Annotated in this window: 19 protein-coding genes; 9 read left to right on the top strand and 10 right to left on the bottom strand. The window is 47.0% G+C overall.

Features of this window, described 5'->3' with window-relative positions:
• Positions 1-44: 44 nt before the first annotated feature.
• Entirely contained in the window at positions 45-2,366 is a 2,322-nt protein-coding gene (locus H7F15_RS14785; protein WP_255481261.1) for a S46 family peptidase, read from the bottom strand.
• A 172-nt stretch (positions 2,367-2,538) separates the two neighbouring features.
• Here H7F15_RS14785 and yidD point away from each other — a divergent pair, with 172 nt between their 5' ends.
• The 3 genes from yidD to H7F15_RS14770 all read left to right on the top strand — a co-directional run bounded on the left by yidD (position 2,539) and on the right by H7F15_RS14770 (position 5,129).
• Positions 2,539-2,760: a membrane protein insertion efficiency factor YidD gene (gene yidD / locus H7F15_RS14780; protein WP_221627092.1), complete on the top strand. Its 222-nt coding sequence runs from the start codon at positions 2,539-2,541 to the stop codon at positions 2,758-2,760.
• A 165-nt stretch (positions 2,761-2,925) separates the two neighbouring features.
• Complete coding sequence (locus H7F15_RS14775) at positions 2,926-4,404, top strand: DUF5687 family protein (protein WP_185197764.1); 1,479 nt, start codon at positions 2,926-2,928, stop codon at positions 4,402-4,404.
• Between the two features lie 29 nt (positions 4,405-4,433).
• Positions 4,434-5,129, top strand: coding sequence for an ABC transporter ATP-binding protein (locus H7F15_RS14770; RefSeq protein WP_185197763.1), 696 nt, complete (start codon positions 4,434-4,436; stop codon positions 5,127-5,129).
• Between the two features lie 504 nt (positions 5,130-5,633).
• Here H7F15_RS14770 and H7F15_RS14765 read toward each other — a convergent pair.
• The 9 genes from H7F15_RS14765 to H7F15_RS14725 form a co-directional block, all read right to left on the bottom strand.
• Positions 5,634-6,221 (bottom strand): inorganic diphosphatase, encoded by a 588-nt coding sequence (locus tag H7F15_RS14765; protein ID WP_185197762.1) that lies wholly within the window; start codon positions 6,219-6,221, stop codon positions 5,634-5,636.
• Positions 6,222-6,350: 129 nt separating this feature from the next.
• The gene (gene rplS, locus H7F15_RS14760) at positions 6,351-6,704 is read right to left on the bottom strand and encodes a 50S ribosomal protein L19 (protein ID WP_185197761.1); all 354 of its coding nucleotides are present in this window, start codon (positions 6,702-6,704) and stop codon (positions 6,351-6,353) included.
• Positions 6,705-6,857: 153 nt separating this feature from the next.
• On the bottom strand, positions 6,858-7,535 hold the full coding sequence (gene trmD, locus H7F15_RS14755; protein WP_185197760.1) for a tRNA (guanosine(37)-N1)-methyltransferase TrmD: 678 nt from the start codon (positions 7,533-7,535) through the stop codon (positions 6,858-6,860).
• Positions 7,535-8,107, bottom strand: coding sequence for a ribosome maturation factor RimM (gene rimM, locus H7F15_RS14750; RefSeq protein ID WP_185197759.1), 573 nt, complete (start codon positions 8,105-8,107; stop codon positions 7,535-7,537). Before rimM ends, trmD begins: the two co-directional genes overlap by 1 nt.
• 12 nt (positions 8,108-8,119) lie before the next feature.
• Positions 8,120-8,668, bottom strand: a complete 549-nt coding sequence (locus H7F15_RS14745; protein WP_185197758.1) for a 30S ribosomal protein S16 — start codon at positions 8,666-8,668, stop codon at positions 8,120-8,122.
• 1,021 nt (positions 8,669-9,689) lie between these two features.
• On the bottom strand, positions 9,690-10,442 hold the full coding sequence (locus H7F15_RS14740) for an acyl-CoA desaturase (protein ID WP_185197757.1): 753 nt from the start codon (positions 10,440-10,442) through the stop codon (positions 9,690-9,692).
• A gap of 233 nt (positions 10,443-10,675) precedes the next feature.
• Entirely contained in the window at positions 10,676-11,347 is a 672-nt protein-coding gene (locus H7F15_RS14735; RefSeq protein WP_185197756.1) for an RluA family pseudouridine synthase, read from the bottom strand.
• 196 nt (positions 11,348-11,543) lie between these two features.
• Complete coding sequence (panB, locus tag H7F15_RS14730) at positions 11,544-12,365, bottom strand: 3-methyl-2-oxobutanoate hydroxymethyltransferase (protein WP_185197755.1); 822 nt, start codon at positions 12,363-12,365, stop codon at positions 11,544-11,546.
• Between the two features lie 75 nt (positions 12,366-12,440).
• Positions 12,441-15,098 carry a putative LPS assembly protein LptD gene (locus tag H7F15_RS14725; RefSeq protein ID WP_185197754.1) on the bottom strand — a complete coding sequence of 886 codons (2,658 nt, stop codon included), beginning with the start codon at positions 15,096-15,098 and terminating at the stop codon, positions 12,441-12,443.
• A gap of 73 nt (positions 15,099-15,171) precedes the next feature.
• On the opposite strand from H7F15_RS14725, the gene H7F15_RS14720 reads away from it, so the two are divergent.
• The 6 genes from H7F15_RS14720 (at position 15,172) to H7F15_RS14695 (ending at position 21,108) form a co-directional block, all read left to right on the top strand.
• Positions 15,172-15,954 carry an N-acetylmuramoyl-L-alanine amidase gene (locus H7F15_RS14720; protein ID WP_185197753.1) on the top strand — a complete coding sequence of 261 codons (783 nt, stop codon included), beginning with the start codon at positions 15,172-15,174 and terminating at the stop codon, positions 15,952-15,954.
• A gap of 21 nt (positions 15,955-15,975) precedes the next feature.
• Entirely contained in the window at positions 15,976-17,034 is a 1,059-nt protein-coding gene (locus tag H7F15_RS14715) for an MlaD family protein (RefSeq protein WP_185197752.1), read from the top strand.
• 83 nt (positions 17,035-17,117) lie between these two features.
• The gene (locus H7F15_RS14710; protein ID WP_185197751.1) at positions 17,118-18,746 is read left to right on the top strand and encodes an acyl-CoA carboxylase subunit beta; all 1,629 of its coding nucleotides are present in this window, start codon (positions 17,118-17,120) and stop codon (positions 18,744-18,746) included.
• A gap of 111 nt (positions 18,747-18,857) precedes the next feature.
• Entirely contained in the window at positions 18,858-19,220 is a 363-nt protein-coding gene (locus tag H7F15_RS14705; protein ID WP_185197750.1) for a four helix bundle protein, read from the top strand.
• A gap of 135 nt (positions 19,221-19,355) precedes the next feature.
• Positions 19,356-20,207: a transglutaminase-like domain-containing protein gene (locus H7F15_RS14700; protein ID WP_185197749.1), complete on the top strand. Its 852-nt coding sequence runs from the start codon at positions 19,356-19,358 to the stop codon at positions 20,205-20,207.
• Positions 20,208-20,475: 268 nt separating this feature from the next.
• A complete protein-coding gene (locus tag H7F15_RS14695; RefSeq protein ID WP_185197748.1) occupies positions 20,476-21,108 on the top strand; it encodes a bifunctional 2-polyprenyl-6-hydroxyphenol methylase/3-demethylubiquinol 3-O-methyltransferase UbiG in 633 nt (210 codons plus the stop codon).
• The last annotated feature ends 132 nt before the right edge of the window (positions 21,109-21,240 follow it).

The raw sequence follows: 21,240 nt of genomic DNA, 5'->3' as shown, positions 1-21,240 counted from the left end.
GCGCTGAGATGGCTCCCAGCGCTTTTCTATAGTTTAAAAGGTACTTAGTCTTTTACCTGAAGTTTAACCTTCGCGTCACCTTTTTTCTTTTCGATTTTGAACTCTGTTTTACCGGCACGCAGTTTTTCCTGTGCTTCGGTCATCGTTTCGTTCAGTAGTTCAGCCTGTGGTGTTTTAGCTTCTGCTTTTGCAGCGTCGCCGGCACCCGGGCTGTCTGTGTCTACAATTGTCATCTCGCTAATCAGGTTGTTGGCACCTGCATATTTGTCGATGATGAACAGTACGTAACGAGCATCCACGTTAATGCAACGCTTATAGTCTGCATCGTAAACTAAGTCACCGGTCATTGCTTCCCAGTTACCATCAAATGCAAGGCCAGTAAGCTCACCTTTACCGTTAATAACCGGAGAACCTGAGTTACCACCAGTAATGTCGTTATCTGTGATGAAGTTAACCACCATTTCGCCTTTAGAGTTAGCATAGCGGCCGTAGTCTTTAGCTTCGTATAGTTGCTTCAGTTTAGCCGGTACTTCAAACTCTTCGTTGGTTGGGTCTTCTTTCGCCATTAAGCCTTCCATGGTAGTGTAGTAGTTGTACAGTACACCATCCTGCGGGCTGTAATCTTTAATGGCACCGTAGCTCAGACGGATAGTTGAGTTAGCATCCGGGTAGTATACAAAGTCAGGGTTCATTTCGCGCAGACCAGCTACATACAGGCGGCTGGCTGTTGCCAGTTTAGCGTTAGCTGCACCCACTTTAGGCGCAATGTTGGTCTGGAAGTTCTCGATGATCGGCTGCACGATCGCGAAAGCAGGATCGTTCTCCAGTTTCTTGGCAGTTGGGTTCTTCAGGAAGTCCTTCATTTTCTGCTCTGATACCACAAACGAGTTGCTGTATACGTGGTCAGCCAGTTTGTTGAAATCGCCTTTGTACTTGGCAACCAGGTTTTTGAATGCTTCCGGCTGTTGGTCTTTGGCAATGTCTTCAGAGTAGAATTTCAGCATGGCAGCAAACACTTTTTTGTCTGTTGGCATGTTGTAGTCTTTAAAGAACGCATCCACACGTGGCATCAGGTCTTCAACTGCTTTGTCAACAGCGGCCTTGTCGCCACCCTTCAGCGTTGTGTAAAGCGGCATCAGGCGGTAAGCCATCAGCAACGATTCAGTACCCAAAATGGCTTCGTTCAGGTAAACAGAGCCAAGGTTGTATTTTGCGATCTCTTTGTAAGAGGCATCAATATCAGAAAGCACGTTGCCGTAAAGGGCTTTGCGCTGCGGGTCGTTGGCCCATGCCTGGTATTTCGCTTCGTCAGCTACTTTGCCTTCTATGGTCTTCATGCGCTTAATGCCCTCGTTCTGACCGATAGAGTATTTGTAGTAGTTAGAAGTAGAGGCATATTTAGAGGCATATTTGATGCGGGTGGCATCGCTCTTATCCATGTCTTCTTTCCAAAGGGCAAGCTTTTTCTCACGCAGTTTAATACGTGTCTTGTTCAGCTGATCTACTTCCAGTTGCAGACCCTGAGAGGTCATGAAACGCTTGGTACGGCCCGGGAAACCGAAAACCATCGAGAAATCGCCTGGCTCTCTGTCGCCGATGTTGATCGGAAGGTGGTGCTTAGGGTTGTAAGGAACGTTGTCTTTGCTATACTTGGCTGGCTTGCCATCTTTGCCCGCATATACACGGAAGATAGAGAAGTCGCCGGTGTGGCGTGGCCACATCCAGTTGTCGGTGTCGCCGCCGTATTTACCGATTGATGATGGAGGCGTACCTACCAGACGAACGTCGGTGTAACGGTTGTAAACGAACAGGTAGAACTCGTTGCCGTTAAAGAAATCGCGCACATAGGTTACATATTCGCCGTTGTTGCTCGCTTCTTTAGCCAATGCCTGCATACGCTGGCCTACTTTCTGAGCACGCTCAGCTTCCGGAGTGTTGTTATCGATGCCTTCCAGAACTTTGCCTGTCACGTCATCCATACGCACTAAAATATCCACAAAAAGGCCTTCGTTTGGTAGCTCTTCTGCGTAGTTCTTCGCCCAGAAACCGTTGGTCAGGTAATCGTTCTCCGGTGTAGAGTGCGACTGGATCTGGCCGTAACCGCAGTGGTGGTTAGTTAGTAACAGACCGTTTTTAGAAATGAACTCACCGGTACAGAAACCACCGAACTGCACGATGGCATCTTTCAGGCTCGAGTTGTTTACAGAGTAAATTTCTTCGGCCGTAAGCTGAAGTCCTTTTTTCTGCATATCAGCGTGGTTCAGGCGCTTTATCAGCATCGGCAACCACATACCTTCGTCGGCTTTGGCCGTGAACGGCACGCTAAGCGCAACTAAAAGTAGGAGTGAGAGGATTCTTTTTAACATGGAAATATGTTTAGATTAGTTAAACTGCATGCAATTTAATAAAAATTACTCACCTAACGGCTGTTAGTTAAGATGTGTGTCGTGTATCGTTTTTAGTTTTTCGATGAAGGACTATAGTTGAATGATACATAAACCTACGAAAGGCAAAACACAAAACACGAAATACAATACCATGAGCTGGATAATAAAGAAATTACTCCTTGGCCTGATCTGGGTATACCAGCACATGATCTCACCGCTAAAGCCAGCTACCTGCCGCTACACGCCTACCTGCTCTGCCTACGCGCTGCAGGCTGTAACCAAATATGGCCCGTTTAAAGGCGGCTGGATGGCCCTGAAACGCATTGGCCGGTGTCACCCCTGGGGCGGCAGCGGCTACGACCCGGTAAAATAGGGGACGAGCGCGAGGGCGTCGGAAATGGCTGTCCTGTTTATAGAGCAGGAGAGGCGATCGGTATCTTTTTCGGGCAGGTTGGTCTAAATGCTGCTATATGGGCTTAGACTTTGCAAGTTTTTCAGGTATATTCAGGAAAGTAACTATATCATATACCTGTTGCCTATGCTGCTAACGCTACTCTCACACCAATGGAAGGCAAAGCTACGCTCCTCCATTTTTCAGAAAAGTTTGGTCCTGAACATTATCCTTGGGTTGCTTATTTTGTACTTCGGGAGCATTTTCCTGCTTCTGGGGTTTGGCCTGCATAAGATTCTGGGCAACATGTACCCGGGTCAGGATGTTGTCGGTATTTTTAACAGTGCGCTGCTTTTCTGTTTCCTGATCGATCTGTTTTTCAGGTTTCTGATGCAGGAACTGCCCGTGCTGGCCGTGCAACCTTACCTGCACTTACCTATCGCTAAAAACAAGCTGGTGCATTATGTGCTGGTAAAATCGGTACCGAGCATTTTTAACCTGTTTCCGCTGCTGGTTTTTGTGCCGTTTATGTACACTTCCGTAATGCCGGCCTATGGGGCAGCCGTCGCTATAGTCTGGGTTGCTACACTGCTACTGGTTACCCTCCTGAACAATTACCTGCTTATGTACTTTAAGCGGCAAATGAGTACCAAACCCCTTTACACACTGGCATTTGGCGTGGCTATAGTTGGGCTTATGCTGCTCGATTATTTTGGGGTGCTGCAGCTAAAGGCAATTTCTGAAACACTTTTCGGGGCGGTGCTGGTAAACCCGTGGCTGGCAGTTGTACCGCTTGTGTTGCTGGCAGGGACCTACCTGCTTAACTTTTATTACCTGAAAGCCCATACCTACCCCGAAGAACTGGAGCTCCGCAAAACCAACACAGCCACAGGCGGCGATATCGCCTTCCTGAATCGTTTCGGGGAACTGGGCAAACTGATAGAGCTGGAACTGAAGCTGATCTGGCGGCATAAACGCACCAGATCTATCGCCATGATGTCGGTGATGTTCCTGTTCTATGGCTTTCTATTTTATGGGAAAGGCAAGTTTATGGATGGCTTCGGGACACTGATTTTTGTAGGGATTATTTTGTCGGGGATGCCAATGTTTAACTATGGCCAGTTTTTGCCGGGCTGGCAGAGCGGCCACTTCGATGGATTACTCACTCAAAAGAACATTTCACCTTACCAGTTTTATACTGCCAAATACTGGATGATGGTACCTGTTACGGTGCTGGCCTTTATCCTGACATTGCCTTACGGCTTTTTTGGCTACAAAATTATACTCATAAATGCAGCTACCCTGCTTTATAACGTGGGGGTAAACGTATTCGTGATCTTTTTCTTCTCGGTGTATAACAAAGAGCGGCTGGACCTGAGCAAGGGCGCTACCTTTAACTGGCAGGGGGTTGGTGCCTCTAAGTTTGTGATGATGTTGCCTGCTATGGCACTGCCCATCCTGATCTATCTGCCTTTTGGTTTAACGGGCATACCGTATGCCGGTATTGCTGCGCTGGGCGGCCTCGGGTTCCTGGGCATCATCTTCCGGAAACAGCTGCTGCAATGGTCGGCTAACAGGTTCGTAGCCCATAAGTACAAACTTGCTGCCGGCTACAGACAATCCTAACAAACTATAACTTCTAAAATCAAGCAACAATGCTCACCATACATAATCTTCAGAAAATATATAACGGCACCACTGTCGTAAACCTGACCGAACTAACTATAACTGCAGGCGAATCTGTGGGCCTGGTAGGTAACAATGGGGCCGGCAAAACCACGCTCTTCCGTATGATCCTGGACCTGATCCGGCCCAGTAAAGGCGAAGTGCTGTCGAAGGGTACAAACGTGATGCAATCCGGCGACTGGAAAAATTATACCGGCTCTTACCTGGACGAAGGTTTCCTGATAGATTACCTGACCACCGAAGAATACTTTAAATTTATAGGGGACCTGCACGGCTTGTCTGGTGGCGATGTGGTCGAGCGCCTGGCACCTTTTACCGACCTCTTTAACGGCGAGATCCTGAACCAGCGCAAATACATCCGTGATTACTCGAAAGGAAACCAGAAAAAGATCGGAATTGCGGCAGCGGCCCTATCCAACCCGGAACTGCTGATCCTGGACGAGCCCTTTGCCAACCTCGACCCAAGCTCCCAGATCAGGCTGAAAAACCTGCTGAAAAAATTCAGGGAAGAAAAGCAGATGACCATGCTGATCTCGAGCCACGACCTGAGCCATGTAATTGATGTTTGCGAGCGCATTGTGATCCTGGAAAAAGGACAGGTAGTGCAGGACATGCAGACAACCGAAAACACACTGCAGGAGCTGGAAACGTACTTTACAGTGTAAGAGTTTGCGAGTTAGTGAGTTTAGGAGTTGGAAAGCTCTCGACTTTCTAACTCCTTTTGTATTTATGCCCTCGCTCGTGTCCCGCGAGTGTGAGTTACATGCGGCCTCTGGCCGCGTTAAGCTATAGTTCTATAGTTGCAGCTATAGTTTGGCGTGTGGCTTTGTCGAATCTGAGATTCGACTGTATAGACAGACACGGAAATAATTTCCGCGCCAGTGTTAGGCTGTATTCGATCTAACGTTCTATAGTTAGAGCTTTAGCTGCTGTTCCGGACATCCTTGTCCGGAACCAACTCTGCTGCGGACTTCCTAGTCCGCGTTATTCGCCAAAAGGGGATTAGGAAATCCCCGGCAGATGGCTTTCGGACTAAGAAGTCCAAAAGAGCAGTTATAAGTAAATACAAGCTATAGTTTCAGCGCGACACTCGAACTTAAAATAATAATACCAATTTACAGACTACAACTATAGCCTAATCCTGTAATCCCTGTCCTATAAATCCTGGTCTATAGTTTCATCCAGCGCTGTATCTCTTTTTCAGCGAACTTTTCGTCTTTCCAGCCCACAAAAGTTAATTGCTCTGTTTTGCTCCGGCTTACAAACCATTGCTGCAGCATATTTTTTACGGCCGGGTACTCTACACTAAACGATACAAAGTCCCAGGCCTTGATGAGCTGCTCGCTTGGGCGCGCAGGCGTACAGATAATGACCGGATACAGATCGCCGGTTGGTTTCTCGAGCATCAGGGTGGCCAGCGGTATTACTTCGGTTACGGTGCCGCTTTCTGCACGGTCGGCTATAACCAGGGCACTTAGTCCGCGGCCTGCTGCGCCAATTTCTGTAGACGGTATAAAGCCATAGTTGCCGGGGTAGGGCAGCGAATTAACAATCAGGTCTTTGCCAGCTACCTTGGCTTTCTCAAACGTATGGCTGGCTTTGTTGTAAACCGTGGCGTAGGCATCGCCGGCAGGCACTTCTATCACCACCTGTAGTTGTCTTGCCCCTGAGTAGGTGGGCAGTTCGGTATAGTTTGTCTGGCAGGCAGTTAATGCAGTAACTATAAACAACAGGAACAGAAAAGATAAGCGACGCATGTTTGGGTAACCGGAATGTGTTGGCTGCAAATATAAGGCTTCGGGCTTATAGTAGCAGGGAAATAAAAAAGGAGCCGTTGCTTTAACGGCTCCTTTTTAACTATGGAAAATGTATGAAAACAGGTATTATTATCTTCTTTCCTTGATTCTTGCAGCCTTACCTGACAAGCCTCTCAGATAGTATAATCTGGCTCTTCTTACTTTACCTTTTCTGATAAGCTCAATTTTCTCGATAGATGGAGAAAGCAGCGGGAAAATACGCTCCATACCGATCTGGTTAGAAACTTTTCTTACAGTGAAAGTCTCGCCGTTAGTATTTACGTTCTTACGCTGAATAACAACGCCCTGGAACTGCTGAATACGCTCTTTGTTACCCTCACGGATCTTTACGTGGATGTTTATAGTATCACCCGCCTGGAAAGCAGGGAACGATGCACGTTTTTCTGTAGATTCCTGCTCAATTAATTTAATTAATTCGCTCATGGCTATGTTCTTAAAGCTAAAGTATCTTCTTCAAATTTCGGACTGCAAAGATATATAATTATTTTATAGATAAGAATACTTGCCCGAAAAATTTATTTTTTCTGTGTTATAGTTGGTTAGCTGCTTTTGTGGTGGCAGCTAAAATCTATGGTTCTATTCGTTCAGCAGGTCTGGCCTGCGCTGCCTGGTGCGTTCTACGGCCTGCTCAAAGCGCCACTGCTCTATCTTCGGCGTGTCGCCTGATAACAGTATTTCCGGCACTTTCAGTCCTTTGTACTCTGCCGGGCGGGTATACACCGGCGGGGCCAGCAAACCATCCTGAAAAGAGTCCGTTAGGGCCGAGGTCTCGTCGTTCAGCACGCCTGGTATAATGCGGATAATGGCATCGGCCAACACAGCAGCTCCTAATTCACCACCCGACAGCACGTAATCGCCGATGCTGATCTCGTGGGTAATAAACTGCTGGCGTACGCGCTCATCTACACCTTTATAATGCCCGCAAAGAATAATGATATTACGCAGCAGCGAAAACTGGTTTACCGTGTTCTGGTTCAGCGTCTGGCCGTCCGGTGTCATGTAAACGATAGCATCGTACTCTCGCTCCGCTTTCAGGTCAGAGATGCACCTGTCTATCGGTTCTATCATCATCACCATGCCGGCTCCGCCCCCAAACGCATAGTCATCTATCTGGCCATGTTTGTTGATGGCATATTTACGCAGGTCGTGCACATGCACTTCGGCAAGGCCTTTTTGCTGCGCGCGTTTCAGAATAGAATGGCTAAAGGGGCTGTCCAGCAGGTCTGGCTGGCAGCTGATAATATCGATACGCATTATTTTTCCTCCTCTGCGTCCTCGTCGGCATCGTCGGGGGTACCTGGCTGGGTGTAAACTTCCAGTAGTCCTTCGGGTAGGTTTACGTGCAGCTGTTTTGCTTCGTGGTCAGCGCGTAACAGTATCTCGTCCATTACCGGTATCAGCATTTCCTGGTCCAGGTAGTCCATAGCCATCAGTTGCTGTTGCGGCATGTCGTAAAATTCCTTTACAGTGCCCAGTTCGCCGTGCTGCGCATCCACTACTGTGTAACCGATCACTTCATGAAAGTAGAACTGATCTGCTTCCAGCTCTGGCAGTTCGTCCAGTGGCAGGTAGAGCGCCGCATTGCGAAGCTTTTCGGCCTGCTCCAGGGTGGTAATGTCTTCGAACCTGATGATGAAGCGGCCTTTTTGCTGCGGCTCCATGTCATCAATAAAAAATGGAACCAGTCTTCCCTGTTGTTCAAGGAAAACTGATTCCAGATCTTCGTAATCTTCGGGGTAGTCCACGTCAAAAAACGCGACAACCTGCCCCTTTATGCCATGCGTTTTAACGATGTATCCAAGCTGAAAACAAGCATCAATAGTCATGGCACCAATAATTTATGCTTGCTCTTCAGTAGACTCGCCTTCAGCAGCTGGTGCTTCAGGAGCTTCTTCTGCTTCAGCAGCAGGTGCATTGGCAGCAGCCTTCTCAGCTTCACGCTGACGGATAGCTTCTGCACGAGCTTCTTTCTTCTTCGTTTCAGCCTCCAGAGCAGCTTTCTTAGCAGCTTCTTTAGCAGAACCTACAGTGGCTACTTTGTTAGCGATCTTCGCGTCTTTGGCGTTCTTCCACTCTTCAAAACGAGCATCAGCAGTCTCCTGAGAGATAGCACCTTTTACAACACCAATTTGCAGGTGTTTCTTGTAAAGGATACCTCTGTAAGAAAGCATCGCTTTCACAGTGTCAGTTGGTTGCGCTCCGTTCATCAGCCACTGGAATGCTTTCTCTTCGCTGAAGTCGATAGAAGCAGGAACAGTGTTCGGGTTGTAAGTACCCAGTTTCTCGATGAATTTACCATCACGTGGTGCACGAGCGTCAGCTACTACGATATCGTAGATAGCGGCTTTTTTGCGGCCTCTGCGGGCCAGTCTGATTTTAACAGCCATTGTATAGTATAATAGTTAAGTCGGCGGAACCCGTCCGCCAGTTTTTAGAACCGCAAAGGTAAAGATAGTTTGTGATATTTCAAACTATAGTTTGTGTATGGTTAAGAGAGTTTTTGGTGTAGTAAGTTGCAGAGTTATAGTTTGTTTGGGTAAGATGTCAGTTTCTCTGATGTCACTCTGAGCGAAGTCGAAGGATTTGTTTGTTATTGTCATGTCGAGCGCAGCCGAGACATCTTATATGTCCTATAGTTTCTGTTACTGTCATTTCGAACAACGTGAGAAATCTATCTTGGCCTATAGTTTATTAAGACCTAGCAGCTCCTGTGGGTGTCTTGTGCTATAGTTTACTTTGCCTACCACTGGAACCAAGCCATAGTTCTATAGTTACCTCTGATCCTGGGAGCTCGACTTACCTATTGTTTTACAGTTTCTTTGGCTCCCTCTGAGGCCGGGAGGCCCCGTCTTCGGGCATCGCGCTGCTGCCTTCTTGCTATCCTCCTGCGTCGGATTGCCTGACGGCACCGCAACAAGTCAAAGGCGCTCAACCCAAAGACTGAAATCATATTCGATAGGTTATGATCTGGCTATAGTTTCTATACTTGCTCTTAGCTTGAGCAGATCGGTTTTGCTTGTGGTTGTAATTACTTGTGTCAGGCTACGCCTGCCTGCTCATAGACTGCAACTATAGAACTATAGTTGAATCCAAAGCAGTATCAGAGTTCCCCTCCTTGGATAAGGAGGGGTAGGGGTGGTTGGACAATCAGTAACTATAAAACTATATAGCCAATGCCTCTACCATTTCTGTCCCTATCGGGCCAGTTGAGTTACAAACTCAACCTCATAGATAGACACGGGTTACAAACCCGCGCCAGCAATAATGAAGTACCTATAAAACTATAGCTTCAACTATAGCAAAAGTCCCAATCCTGAAAATTCTCTAATCCTGTAAATCCTTGGGGTAGGGGCCCTATTTAAAGATTCAGACAGCAAAAAAGCCCTCCGTTTCCGAAGGGCTTTTGCGTTATGCGTTGGCTTTTACTTTTACCTTAACAGGCTTCAGTTTTATGATGCTTAGTTTATTCAGTGTCCAGATAACAGGCCATGTTGGGTCCACTTCCCACCATTTTACACCGAAGTTAACGCGGTTTGGCAGTTTGTGGTGGTTGTTCTGGAACAGCTCGCCGCCTGTCAGGAAATCGAAGAACAGGGAGTTGCGTGATTTATCGTTGTTATCGAAGTTCTGGTAACCATATTTGTGGCCGCTCCAGTTTACGATAGCGCCATGTACCGGGCCCATCAGGAAGTGGATCGGCAGCAATAGGTACATCCACCAGTATTCCGCAAACTGAATGTAGAACAATACATACAGCACGCCCCAGCCAATTCTGGAGTAATAGGAATCTCCTACTTTCTCGATCAGGTTCCATACAGGGTAATTGCCATCAAAACGACGCTCTGGTTCCACTCGGTTGTTCAGTACATCATTGTAAATCTCTTTTGTCTTCCACATCATGGTAAACGCGTTGTTAGAGAAATGCGGCGAATGCGGGTCGCGCTCTGTATCTGAAAACGCGTGGTGCATGCGGTGCAGAATAGCGTAAGCGCGTGGCGATAAAAACGATGAACCCTGGGCAATATAAGTAAGCAGGTAAAATGCTTTCTCCCAGAACGGGCTCATGGTGAACATTTTATGCGCGGCATAGCGGTGCAGAAAGAACGTCTGCACGAAAAGTGACAGGTACCAGTGTACTAAAAAGAAAATCAGAATAGCCATTAAAGCGGTTGTATGTGGTAATTAGTTGATTAGGTAGGAACTATACGAAACGATAGACCCAAACTGCTGCAAAATTACAATAGGTTTTTAATCAAAATAGTGTAGACCCTATAAAAGTTCAGAAAGGTGACGAAAATCAGGTTTTTGTTTAATGAGTAATGATGAATGAATAACGACAAATAAGCAGAGAATAGTTACTATCTGATTACTCATTAATCATTACTAATTAGTGATTAAACAAACGGTTTCCAGACAGGGGTTGCGGGGAGTGGGGCGCTTACAGTTATAGTTGTTTTTAAGGTAGGGTGCTCGAAGTGGAGCTCACGGGCGTGCAGGGCAATGCTTTTATCGGGCAAAGGAGTTGGGGCGCCATATTTCAGGTCGCCGGCTATGGGGCAGCGCATACTGGCCAGTTGCACACGTATCTGGTGCGGGCGCCCTGTGATCGGGTTTACTTCGAGCAGGTACCGGCCCTGCTTAAAAGCTAACAATCTATAGTTGAGCTCCGACCGGGCGCCGGCAGCATTCTCTTTTGCAAAGGCTTTTGTAACGTTCCTGGATGCATCTTTTACCAGCCAGTGCACCAAAGTACCGCTTTCCTGTTGCGGCTTGTTTAAGGTAACTGCCCAGTAAATTTTCCGGGTTTTCTTACTCCTGAAAAGCTCGTTCAGGCGGGTCAGTGCTTTAGATGTTTTGGCCAGCAGTACTACGCCACTTACGGGCCTGTCGAGGCGGTGCACTACACCTATAAATACATTCCCGGGCTTGTTATACTTTTCCCTGATGTACTCTTTTGCCAGATCGGCCAGTGTTACATCGCCTGTTTCATCGCCATGCACCAGCAGGCCGGCAGGTTTGTTCACCACCAGCACATGGTTATCCTCAAACAAAACACTTAAAGACAAGCTTGGGTGATTAAGAATTACGAATTACGAATTATGAATTACGAATTATGAATTACGAATGGTGGCAGTGGCTACCTTTTCGCAAAGAACATCAGTCAAATATTGAGCAACTATAGTTAGGATGAACGAGAACTATATGAATCAAGAACTACGAACCACTCATTCATAATTCGTAATTCTTAATTCGTAATTAAACTTAGTACGCTTCTTTTTCGGTTGGGAAATTGCGGTCTTTTACGTCTTTCACGTAGTTCTGCACCGCCTCGGTCATAATGGTGTGCAGGTCGGCGTAACGGCGCAGGAAGCGTGGTTTAAACTCTTTGTTGATGCCCAGCATGTCGTGCACCACCAGTACCTGGCCATCTACGTGCGGGCCGGCACCAATGCCAATGATCGGTATCTGCAGATTTTCTGCTACGCGTTTTGCCAGCTCAGATGGTATTTTCTCCAGAACTATAGCAAAACAGCCAAGCTCCTGCAGCAGTTGTGCATCTTCGATCAGTTTCTGTGCCTCGGCTTCTTCTTTGGCGCGTACTGTATAAGTGCCGAATTTATAAATGGACTGCGGCGTCAGACCCAGATGGCCCATCACCGGTACGCCGGCGCTCAGAATACGCGTGATCGATTCCTTGATCTCCGCGCCGCCCTCGATCTTTACGCCATGTGCCCCTGATTCCTTCATAATCCGGATAGTGGAGCGCAGCGCTTCAGATGAATTGCCCTGGTACGAACCAAAAGGCAGGTCTACTACTACAAAAGCACGTCGCACGCCTCGTACTACCGATTGCGCGTGGTATATCATCTGGTCCAGCGTGATAGGCAGTGTCGTTTCGTGACCGGCCATTACATTCGATGCCGAATCGCCAACCAGCAGTACATCCACACCGGCTGCATCCAGTATAGTGGCCATCGAAAAATCGTAGGCGGTAAGCATAGATATCTTTTCGCCACGCTCTTTCATGTTCTGGAGCTGGTGCGTCGTGATCACCTTAACATCGGTCTTTTTCTGTACTGACATGTGCTTTCGTATTTTTTTGTAAAACTATAAAACTTCCTAAACAATAACAGCCACCCGGGGGCGGCTGTTTATACTTTACCTGTAGTTAATGCCGGATGCGGAAGATCTTTTGGTCAGGCGAAGATCGCGGAGCAGTGCCGAGCGGGCATTTATAGTGATGTTGTATCCGCGGGTGTAGCCAAACGGTGTCCAGCTGATGCTCATATCCCAGCAGTGCAGGTCGCGGTGAATGTTAAGGGCGGCGCTTGCAATCTGCTGTGCTACCAGGTCGTAGTGGGCACGGTATCCTATTTTCCATTTATCGGTCAGGTTTACATCGCCGTTCACGTCCACGGTGTTGTTAATGTTGTTTGGCTGGTTGCCTGTGCCGCGGTTAAAGTTCAGGGTGTAGCCAAAGCTCAGCGACCACGGAATTTTAAAATCAACATAGTCGGGCTCAAACGGATTCTGATCCTGGCCCAGGTCTGGCACGGTGCCTGGGTTTGAGGTGTCGGTGCGCCGGGCCTGCGGGTTAAGGTTTGCGGTAACGTTCAGACCAGCGTTTAACAGACGAGCCGGTTTAAAGCCCGGGCCCTTCAGCATATAACGGTCAATGCGGGTGCCTGCCGAGTCAACCTGGTAGGGGTCGAAGGTGGAGAAGAAGTTAAAGTTTACCACCTTGAACAGGCGTGTGTTCATGTTTACCGAAATGTTGCTCAGTTTAAAAGCCTCTGCCGCAAAGTTATAACTGCCACTAATGCCTAAGTTGTCGATCAGGCTGACTTTCTCGAACTGCTTACCAGTGGTGTCACCTTTGGCTTTTACCTTCATTTCCAGGTTGTTGCTCAGGCTGAATCCTAATCCGCTTGTTAAGCCAAGGCCGGGTGCGCCCGACTCAAAACGGCTGATCTGGCGGTAAACCGGTTCTCCTTTGGGATTATCGCCTACGTACAGGTTCTGGTAAAATCCGAAGAACGGATCGCCGAAATCCGGCTGGTAGCGGTAAGAAATAGATGGCCTTACCAGGTGACGGATAGCCTCTACACGTTTGCCACCCACGCGCACGGTACCATAAATTGTGGTGCTGAGCGAGGCCGAAGCACTATAGTCATACACACGGCCAAACTTAGCGGTGTCCACGTCCAGGGCCTTCAGATCCGGGTTATAGGTAAAACTATACTTGCGGTCCAGCCATCTTTCTGCATAGCTTACACTCGGCGATAAGTTAAAGTATTTGAATATCTTATAGTTACCCAACCCGATCTGGAAACTATGGTTGGCAGACCGGCGACCATTTTCCCAAAGACGCTGCACATCTCCAAATCTGATGGTGTCCGACCGGGTAGCGCCGCCTACAACCGGTAAGGCACCAAACTGGCTGCTGCTCGCCGGGATAATATTTGATATCTGGTTGGAAGCATTTAAACTATAGCCCAGCGTAAAATTCTCGTACCACTTGCCGGTCGGCGCATTTCCGGACAGTACCTCGTACAAACCCACCGACGACATGCCAAAGTTTATATCCGGCAGCACAAGGTTCATGGTTCCGTTTGCTTGCTGCGACTGCCTTAACTTTACAGTATAGCTGAAGGGCGAGTTCTGGATATTTTTCTGGTAAGAGATACTGGAGTTAACCGAAGCCTCCAGTCGCTGGGCGGTAGTGGAATTGCTGGAAACCCGGTTATGTATAGGATCGCTATGGATATCTACGCTTGCAGTAAAGCGGCCCTGTCCGGGCTTTGGCACAGGAGCATGGTTCCAGGTGACTCCGAACGAGCGCGTAGAAGGCGGCAACAAACCGACACCATCTGTTGCGCGGGACTGCTCTATGTCGGTTATGTCGTTCTTAAAGTAGTTGTAATCAAACGTAAAACTACCCTGATAGGAGTAGCGTTTGCGGTAGTCGTTGTTTACCCTGATGTTATAGCCACCCAGCGAGTATATACTACCGGTTATAGTTGTACCGATGTAGTCGTTCAGGGCCAGGTAATAGCCGCCATTGTTCAGGTAAAAGCCCTGTGTGCGCGATTCGCCGAAGCTGGGCACAATAACCCCCGACGAGCGGTTGTTTTTAGGAGTAGGGAAAAGTCCGAACAAAAAGCCCAGCGGCGTAGGAATATCACCGATAACCAGGTTAAACGGCCCCGACATCACTTTATCTTTCGGGATGGCTTTTATTTTGCCTGCACTGATGTAGAAGTGCGGGTGCGCCAGGTTACAGGTGGTATACTTATTATGAAAACCGAAAATCTCGTTGTGCTCGTTCTTTTTTACGATCTCGGAATGTATAAATCCTTCGCCCTGCTGCGTTACTACTTCTGCAATGCGGCCACGTTTGGTTTTAAAATTATAAACGATGCGCTTGGCCTGGTACGATTCCGCCCCATCGGCAAAAATGGGTACGCCGATATCTTTTCCGGCAGAGTCGGGGAGGGAGGTGGCGGTTAGCGTATTTTCTGCGTAATCGATGCGGATGTAGGCTGCCTCCAGGTTCATGGTGCCATAGTTGATCTTGGCCTCGCCGTAAAGGTGTACTACTTTGGTGTTGGCTTCGAGTTGGATGGAGTCTCTGGCCGAGTATTTGATAGTGGTCTCGATGTCGCCGGTAGGGGCCAGTTTTAGCGAGTCCTGTGCTACTGTATCCTGCGGCGAGGTAACCCGCGACTGGCGCGCGCGGACGAACTGAGCAGCCGCGTCAAAGGGAATAAGTACGGCAAGCTGCAGCAGCAGCAAAAAAATCAAAATGTGTCGCAACTTCTTCAGACTTCCCTAAAGTTTTATTTAATTTGTACAAAGTTATTGTTTTAGCTTTTAACTAACGAGCGTTGTGAGAAATATTGTTATTGTTTCAGTTTTAGCCCTTATTTTCTTCCTGTTATCATCCAACAGGCTGGAGTACCGCAAAGACTACAAAGTTCGTACAGTTGTGATCGATGCCGGTCATGGCGGTAAAGACAATGGTTGTAACGGAAAATTCTCGCACGAGGCTGACGTAGCACTTAAGCTGGCCTTGCAGGTAGGAGAATTGATAGAACAGAACCTGCCCGATGTAAAGGTGGTTTACACCCGCAAAACCGATACGTTTGTGGAACTGATAGACCGCGCTGGTATTGCCAATAAAAACAACGCCGATCTATTTATATCCATTCACTTAAATGCCGGCCCTCCGGCTGCCTTCGGTACCGAAACCTATACCATGGGACTGCACACCTCCAAAGGCAACCTGGATGTAGCCAAACGCGAGAACTCGGTAATCCTTCACGAAGACAACTATAAAGAGAACTATGGCGGTTTTGATCCTAACTCACCGCAAAGCCATATCTTATTTACATTGCACCAAAGCGCCTACATGGACAACAGCCTGCGTTTTGCTCAGAAAGTGGAAAATGAGTTTAAAACAAGAGTTGGCCGCAGCAGCCGCGGCGTAAAACAGGCTGGCTTCCTGGTGCTCTGGAAATCTTATATGCCAAGCGTACTGATCGAGTGCGGTTTCCTGACAAATGCCACCGAAGAAAAATTTCTTAACGATAAAACAGGGCAATCGTATATGGCTTCAGGTATATATCGGGCTTTTAAAGATTATAAGAAAGAGCTCGAGGCGATGAACTAACACCCTACCGAACACCATTGCGTGAAACTGACGAAAGAAATTAAAGTGGCGCTACTTGGTATAGTAGCACTTGTGATCTTATACTTCGGGTTTATGTTCCTGAAAGGGGCCGACCTGTTTTCTGATACCAGGACCTTCTATGTAAAATATACGAATGTAGACGGCCTTACTGCTTCTAATCCTGTAATGCTGAACGGCGTGCAGGTAGGTACTGTACAGAAACTGGAGCTTTTGCCCAAAGAACAGAATCATATTCTGGTACAGCTTAAAATTATGGATGAGCTGCAGGTTGGCGACTCCACGATCGCAGCGCTTGCCAGCTCCGACCTGCTGGGCAGCAAAGCCATAGTACTGTACTTAGGTAACAGCAAAAAACTGTATAAGGGTGGCGAGCGGCTTATTGCCTTTAACGAGAAAAGCATAGCCGACATGCTCTCGACAAAAGCAGTGCCTGTAATAGATAAGGTAGATACCACCCTTGCCCGCGTAAACCGCCTGCTCGACTCTGAAGCCAAGGAAAACATACAGCTGATACTGGCTAATACCCAGGCCACTACTGATGCACTGAACCAGATGCTTCGGGCCAACCAGAAAAATATTAACGAGATTACGGCTAACACCAACAGGCTGATGGCTTCGTTGATACAAACGCAGCGCCACATAGACCGCATGGCCCAGAACATGGCCGAAATAACTGATACCTTAAAACAGGCTGAGGTTAATAAACTGATAGATAATGCTAACAAGGCTGTTGTGGAAATGCAGCAAACAGTAGCCAAGCTTAACTCAAGCGAGGGTTCAATGGGCAAGCTGATGAACGACAACACCCTGTACGAGAACATGGCACGCTCTACCGAAGCACTGAACCTGCTGCTGCGCGACATACAGGCCTACCCGAAACGCTACGTGCAGTTCTCGCTGATTGGCCGCAAAGATAAATACAAGGTAGATGCTACCGGGCGTGTGATAACGTTGGAAGAAGTAAAAGACATGCAGGACGAGCACCCGGACGAGTTCAGAAGACCAGTGCCGGACAGTGTGCAGGTACCGGTAAAACCTGATACAACAAAATCTAAATAAGACTATAAAATTGTATATTTGTGAAATCCGCTTTCTGGGCGGATTTTTCTTTATAAGTGCCCTCATACAAACTTACACCCTTCATGGATATCGAATTCAACAAAAACGAAGACTCCTTAAAGCAACTTGTATTTCAGCTTAAAACGAAGTTAAAGAAAGTATACCTGGGCGGCGGCGAAAAGCGCATCGCCAAAGAGCACGAAAAAGGCAAAATGACAGCCCGCGAGCGCATTAACTATCTGATTGATGAAGGCTCTGAGTTTCTGGAAGTGGCTGCTTTTGCCGGCGAAGGCATGTACCCGGAAGTTGGCGGCTGCCCAAGTGGTGGCGTAGTTACAGGTATAGGTTACATTAAAGGCCGCCAGTGTGTGATTGTTGCCAACGATGCTACTGTAAAAGCCGGTGCCTGGTTCCCGATCACAGCCAAGAAAAACCTGCGTGCACAGGAAATTTCCATAGAAAACAGATTACCTATAGTTTACCTGGTGGATAGCGCTGGCGTATTTTTGCCAATGCAGAACGAGATCTTTCCGGATAAAGAGCACTTTGGCCGCATGTTCCGCAACAACGCAGTAATGAGTTCGATGGGTATCGTTCAGATTGCCGCTATTATGGGAAGCTGCGTGGCCGGTGGCGCATACCTGCCCATTATGAGCGACGAAGCCCTTATAGTTGAGGGAACCGGTTCTGTTTTTTTAGGTGGATCATACTTGGTTAAATCAGCCATCGGTGAAACTATAGATAACGAAACACTGGGTGGTGCTACCACGCATTGCGAAATTTCCGGGGTAACAGACTATAAGTGCAAAGACGATAAAGAAGCGCTGGACCACATCCGTACTATTTTTGATAAGCTGGGCGAGAACCCGAAAGCCGGCTTTAGCCGCGTAGAACCTGTAGCCCCGAAACTGGATGAGCAGGAAATTTACGGTATACTTCCATCGGACCGCACCAAGCCTTACGACATGATGGATATCATCAGCCGTTTGGTAGATAATTCTGAGTTTGAGCCTTACAAGGAACTATACGGTCAGTCGCTGATCTGTGGCCTGGCGCGCATTGATGGTTGGGCAGTTGGTATAGTTGCCAACCAGCGCAAGATCGTGAAGAGCAAAAAAGGCGAAATGCAGATGGGTGGCGTAATTTACTCCGACTCAGCTGACAAGGCAGCCCGTTTTATCATGAACTGTAACCAGAAGAAAATTCCGCTGGTGTTTTTACAGGATGTGTCCGGGTTTATGGTGGGCAGCAAGGCCGAGCACGGCGGCATTATAAAAGATGGCGCTAAAATGGTGAATGCCATGGCTAACTCTGTTGTGCCTAAGTTTACCATTATAGTTGGTAACAGCTATGGAGCCGGCAACTATGCCATGTGCGGCAAAGCCTACGACCCACGCCTGATCTACTCATGGCCAACTGCTCAGTTAGCGGTTATGAGTGGTGCGGCAGCAGCCAAAACATTGCTCCAAATACAGGTATCAGCGCTTAAAGCCAAAGGCGAAGAAATTACGCCGGAAGCCGAGCAGGAACTATTGGAGCGCATCACCGCAAAGTATAACGAAGAACTGTCACCTTATTACGCGGCCGCTCGTTTATGGGTAGATGGCATCATTGATCCGCTGGAGACCCGCAAAGTGATATCCATGGGTATAGAAGCGGCAAACCACGCCCCGATTGAAAAGCCTTACAACGTAGGCGTGATACAAACGTGATAATCTAATTAATGAATAATGAGGGAATGAGTAATGACTAATAATTTACTCATCCTTCTTTTGAACTTACTGGGGTTGATTTGGATTTAGGTTGCAATTCAGATCAACAGAATGGAGAAGAAAGAGAATGTTATTTTAAGCAAATCGTTTGAGTTTGCTGTGCAGGTGGTTTTGCTTTGCCAGAAATTAACAGAAGAAAAGAGGGAGTTTGTGCTTTCTAAACAGCTTTTAAGAAGCGGCACATCAATTGGTGCTAATGTAGAGGAAGCAGTTGCAGGAATCTCACTGGCCGACTTTTCAGCAAAGATTAGCATAGCTTATAAAGAGGCTCAGGAAACCAGCTACTGGTTGCGTTTACTTCACGCCACTGGCTATATAGATAAACCGACTTTTGATAGTTCACATTTGGCCTATGTAGAAATAAGCAAAATACTGTTCTCTATATTAAAGTCTTCCGGAAGAATAAGAAGTTAACCTGGTAATGAATAATTAGCAATTAAGAATGAATAATAGACTATAGATTAAACATTAACAAAGCATTAGTCATTATTCATTAATAACTATTCATTAAAATTATTAGTCATTACTCATTAATAATTACTCATTAGCTTGACAAAGAAGGAAATAAAGGCGCTTATCTCGCTGTTGGACGATTCGGATTTTGAGGTAGCGCAGCATGTGGAGAAGAAAATAATTTCATTGGGCGAAGGTGCTATTCCGTTGCTGGAAGAGGAGTGGGAAGAAACACTTAACACCGATCTGCAGAAAAAGATAGAAGACCTGATCCACGACATGCAGTTTAACGGCCTACTGCACCGTTTGCAGGAATGGAAGGAGGAAGGTGCTTCTGATTTGCTGAAAGGCATGTGGCTGGTAAACGCTTACATGTATCCGGATGTAGATTTTGCATCTATCTCCAAAACAATGGACCAGCTGTACTTTGATGTCTGGACGAACATGCGGGATGACATGCACCCTTATGACCAGGTGAAGTCTCTAAATAACGTGTTGTTCCGGGAAAAGAAGTTTACGGCCAATACCAAGAATTTTCATTCGCCTGCTAACTCTATGTTGCACCTAGCCCTAGAAACTAAGCGCGGTAATCCGCTTACACTTTGCGTTATTTACATGGTTATTGCGCAGCGCCTGGGTTTCCCGGTGTATGGCGTAAACCTGCCAAACCTGTTTATACTCACCTACAAAATGGACGGGGTACAGTTCTACATTAATGTCTACAACAAAGGCCTAATTCTTTCCAAAGCCGATATCGACAACTATATTCTGCAGCTTAACCTGAACCCGGTAGACATCTTCTACGAACCGACTTCAAACCTGGAGATCGTAAAGCGCGCGCTCCGCAACCTGGCCTTCTCGTTTGAGAAAATGAAAGATTTGGAAAAAGCTACAGAGGTTACCAAGCTGCTTACCGCTATTACGGATGATGATCCGGCAATTCAGTAGAAGCTGATGAAAATAGCCCTGAATATTTTATTGGTAATTCTTATTCTGTTATTAATAGCAAATTCATTGTTTTGGGTAATGTTAATAGCTTCAGGGCATAATATTCCTGAAAATACAACAAACTCAATAGGTTGGATTTATTTTCTTTTAGGAGTATTAATTGTCGTAATAACCTTCTTCAGGAGAAAATATAAGAAGAGTCATTAATACTTCTCTTGTATTTAATCTATGAACTCAAGCATAAAACTACAACTATAGCTATCAAAACATGGCCGAATTCTGGGAAGCAAGTTTCATTGAAAAGCAAGCCATGTGGGGTTTCGAGCCATCGGAATCTGCTATAGTTGCAAACGAACTTTTTAGAGAGAAACAGCTCAAAAATATACTGGTTCCCGGGTTTGGCTATGGTAGAAATGCCCAGCTGTTCCGTGAGAACGGGATGCATGTAACCGGTATCGAAATTTCCCAGACAGCCATTGATCTCGCTAAGAAGCATTACGGACCGGAGCTGAAAATCCACCACGGTTCTGTAACGGATATGCCTTTTGATGATGAGGTTTACGATGGTATTTTCTGTTATGCGCTTATCCATCTGCTGGACCAAAAAGAAAGACAAAAGCTGCTTACTGATTGTTATAACCAGTTAAAGCCGGGCGGTTATATGATTTTTACAGCCGTTTCAACAAAGTCGCCAAACTATGGCGCAGGCAGGCAGCTAAGCAAAAACCGGTTCGAAATTTTTGAAGGCGTGCAGATGTACTTTTACAATGAAGATGCGGTAAAACAGGAGTTTGGCAAATTTGGCTTGGTTGATTTTATAGGGATTTCAGAACCGATGAAGAACATGCCGGGCAAGCCGGCACTTAAATTCTACCTGGTAACCTGCAAAAAAGAAGGATAACCTAACTATAGTCTACTGCCTTCGCTCGCGCGTCCCGCCGGGGATTGCCTAATCCCCGTTTTGCTGCTAACGCGGATTAGGAAATCCGCTCCAGGCTTGGTTTCGGATTAAGCAATCCGAAACAGCACAAGA

This window comes from Pontibacter sp. Tf4, assembly GCF_014212495.1.
GTDB lineage: Bacteria > Bacteroidota > Bacteroidia > Cytophagales > Hymenobacteraceae > Pontibacter.
The sequence above is the reverse complement of the archived record's forward strand: the minus strand, read 5'-3'. Positions and strand labels throughout refer to the sequence as shown.

Excerpts from the sequence above, each read along its gene's own strand:
- H7F15_RS14785 (WP_255481261.1), bottom strand. The coding sequence starts at position 2,366 with ATGTTAAAAAGAATCCTCTCACTCCTACTTTTAGTTGCGCTTAGCGTG.
- yidD (WP_221627092.1), top strand. The coding sequence starts at position 2,539 with ATGAGCTGGATAATAAAGAAATTACTCCTTGGCCTGATCTGGGTATAC.
- H7F15_RS14775 (WP_185197764.1), top strand. The coding sequence starts at position 2,926 with ATGCTGCTAACGCTACTCTCACACCAATGGAAGGCAAAGCTACGCTCC.
- H7F15_RS14770 (WP_185197763.1), top strand. The coding sequence starts at position 4,434 with ATGCTCACCATACATAATCTTCAGAAAATATATAACGGCACCACTGTC.
- H7F15_RS14765 (WP_185197762.1), bottom strand. The coding sequence starts at position 6,221 with ATGCGTCGCTTATCTTTTCTGTTCCTGTTGTTTATAGTTACTGCATTA.
- rplS (WP_185197761.1), bottom strand. The coding sequence starts at position 6,704 with ATGAGCGAATTAATTAAATTAATTGAGCAGGAATCTACAGAAAAACGT.
- trmD (WP_185197760.1), bottom strand. The coding sequence starts at position 7,535 with ATGCGTATCGATATTATCAGCTGCCAGCCAGACCTGCTGGACAGCCCC.
- rimM (WP_185197759.1), bottom strand. The coding sequence starts at position 8,107 with ATGACTATTGATGCTTGTTTTCAGCTTGGATACATCGTTAAAACGCAT.
- H7F15_RS14745 (WP_185197758.1), bottom strand. The coding sequence starts at position 8,668 with ATGGCTGTTAAAATCAGACTGGCCCGCAGAGGCCGCAAAAAAGCCGCT.
- H7F15_RS14740 (WP_185197757.1), bottom strand. The coding sequence starts at position 10,442 with ATGGCTATTCTGATTTTCTTTTTAGTACACTGGTACCTGTCACTTTTC.
- panB (WP_185197755.1), bottom strand. The coding sequence starts at position 12,365 with ATGTCAGTACAGAAAAAGACCGATGTTAAGGTGATCACGACGCACCAG.
- H7F15_RS14710 (WP_185197751.1), top strand. The coding sequence starts at position 17,118 with ATGGATATCGAATTCAACAAAAACGAAGACTCCTTAAAGCAACTTGTA.
- H7F15_RS14705 (WP_185197750.1), top strand. The coding sequence starts at position 18,858 with ATGGAGAAGAAAGAGAATGTTATTTTAAGCAAATCGTTTGAGTTTGCT.
- H7F15_RS14695 (WP_185197748.1), top strand. The coding sequence starts at position 20,476 with ATGGCCGAATTCTGGGAAGCAAGTTTCATTGAAAAGCAAGCCATGTGG.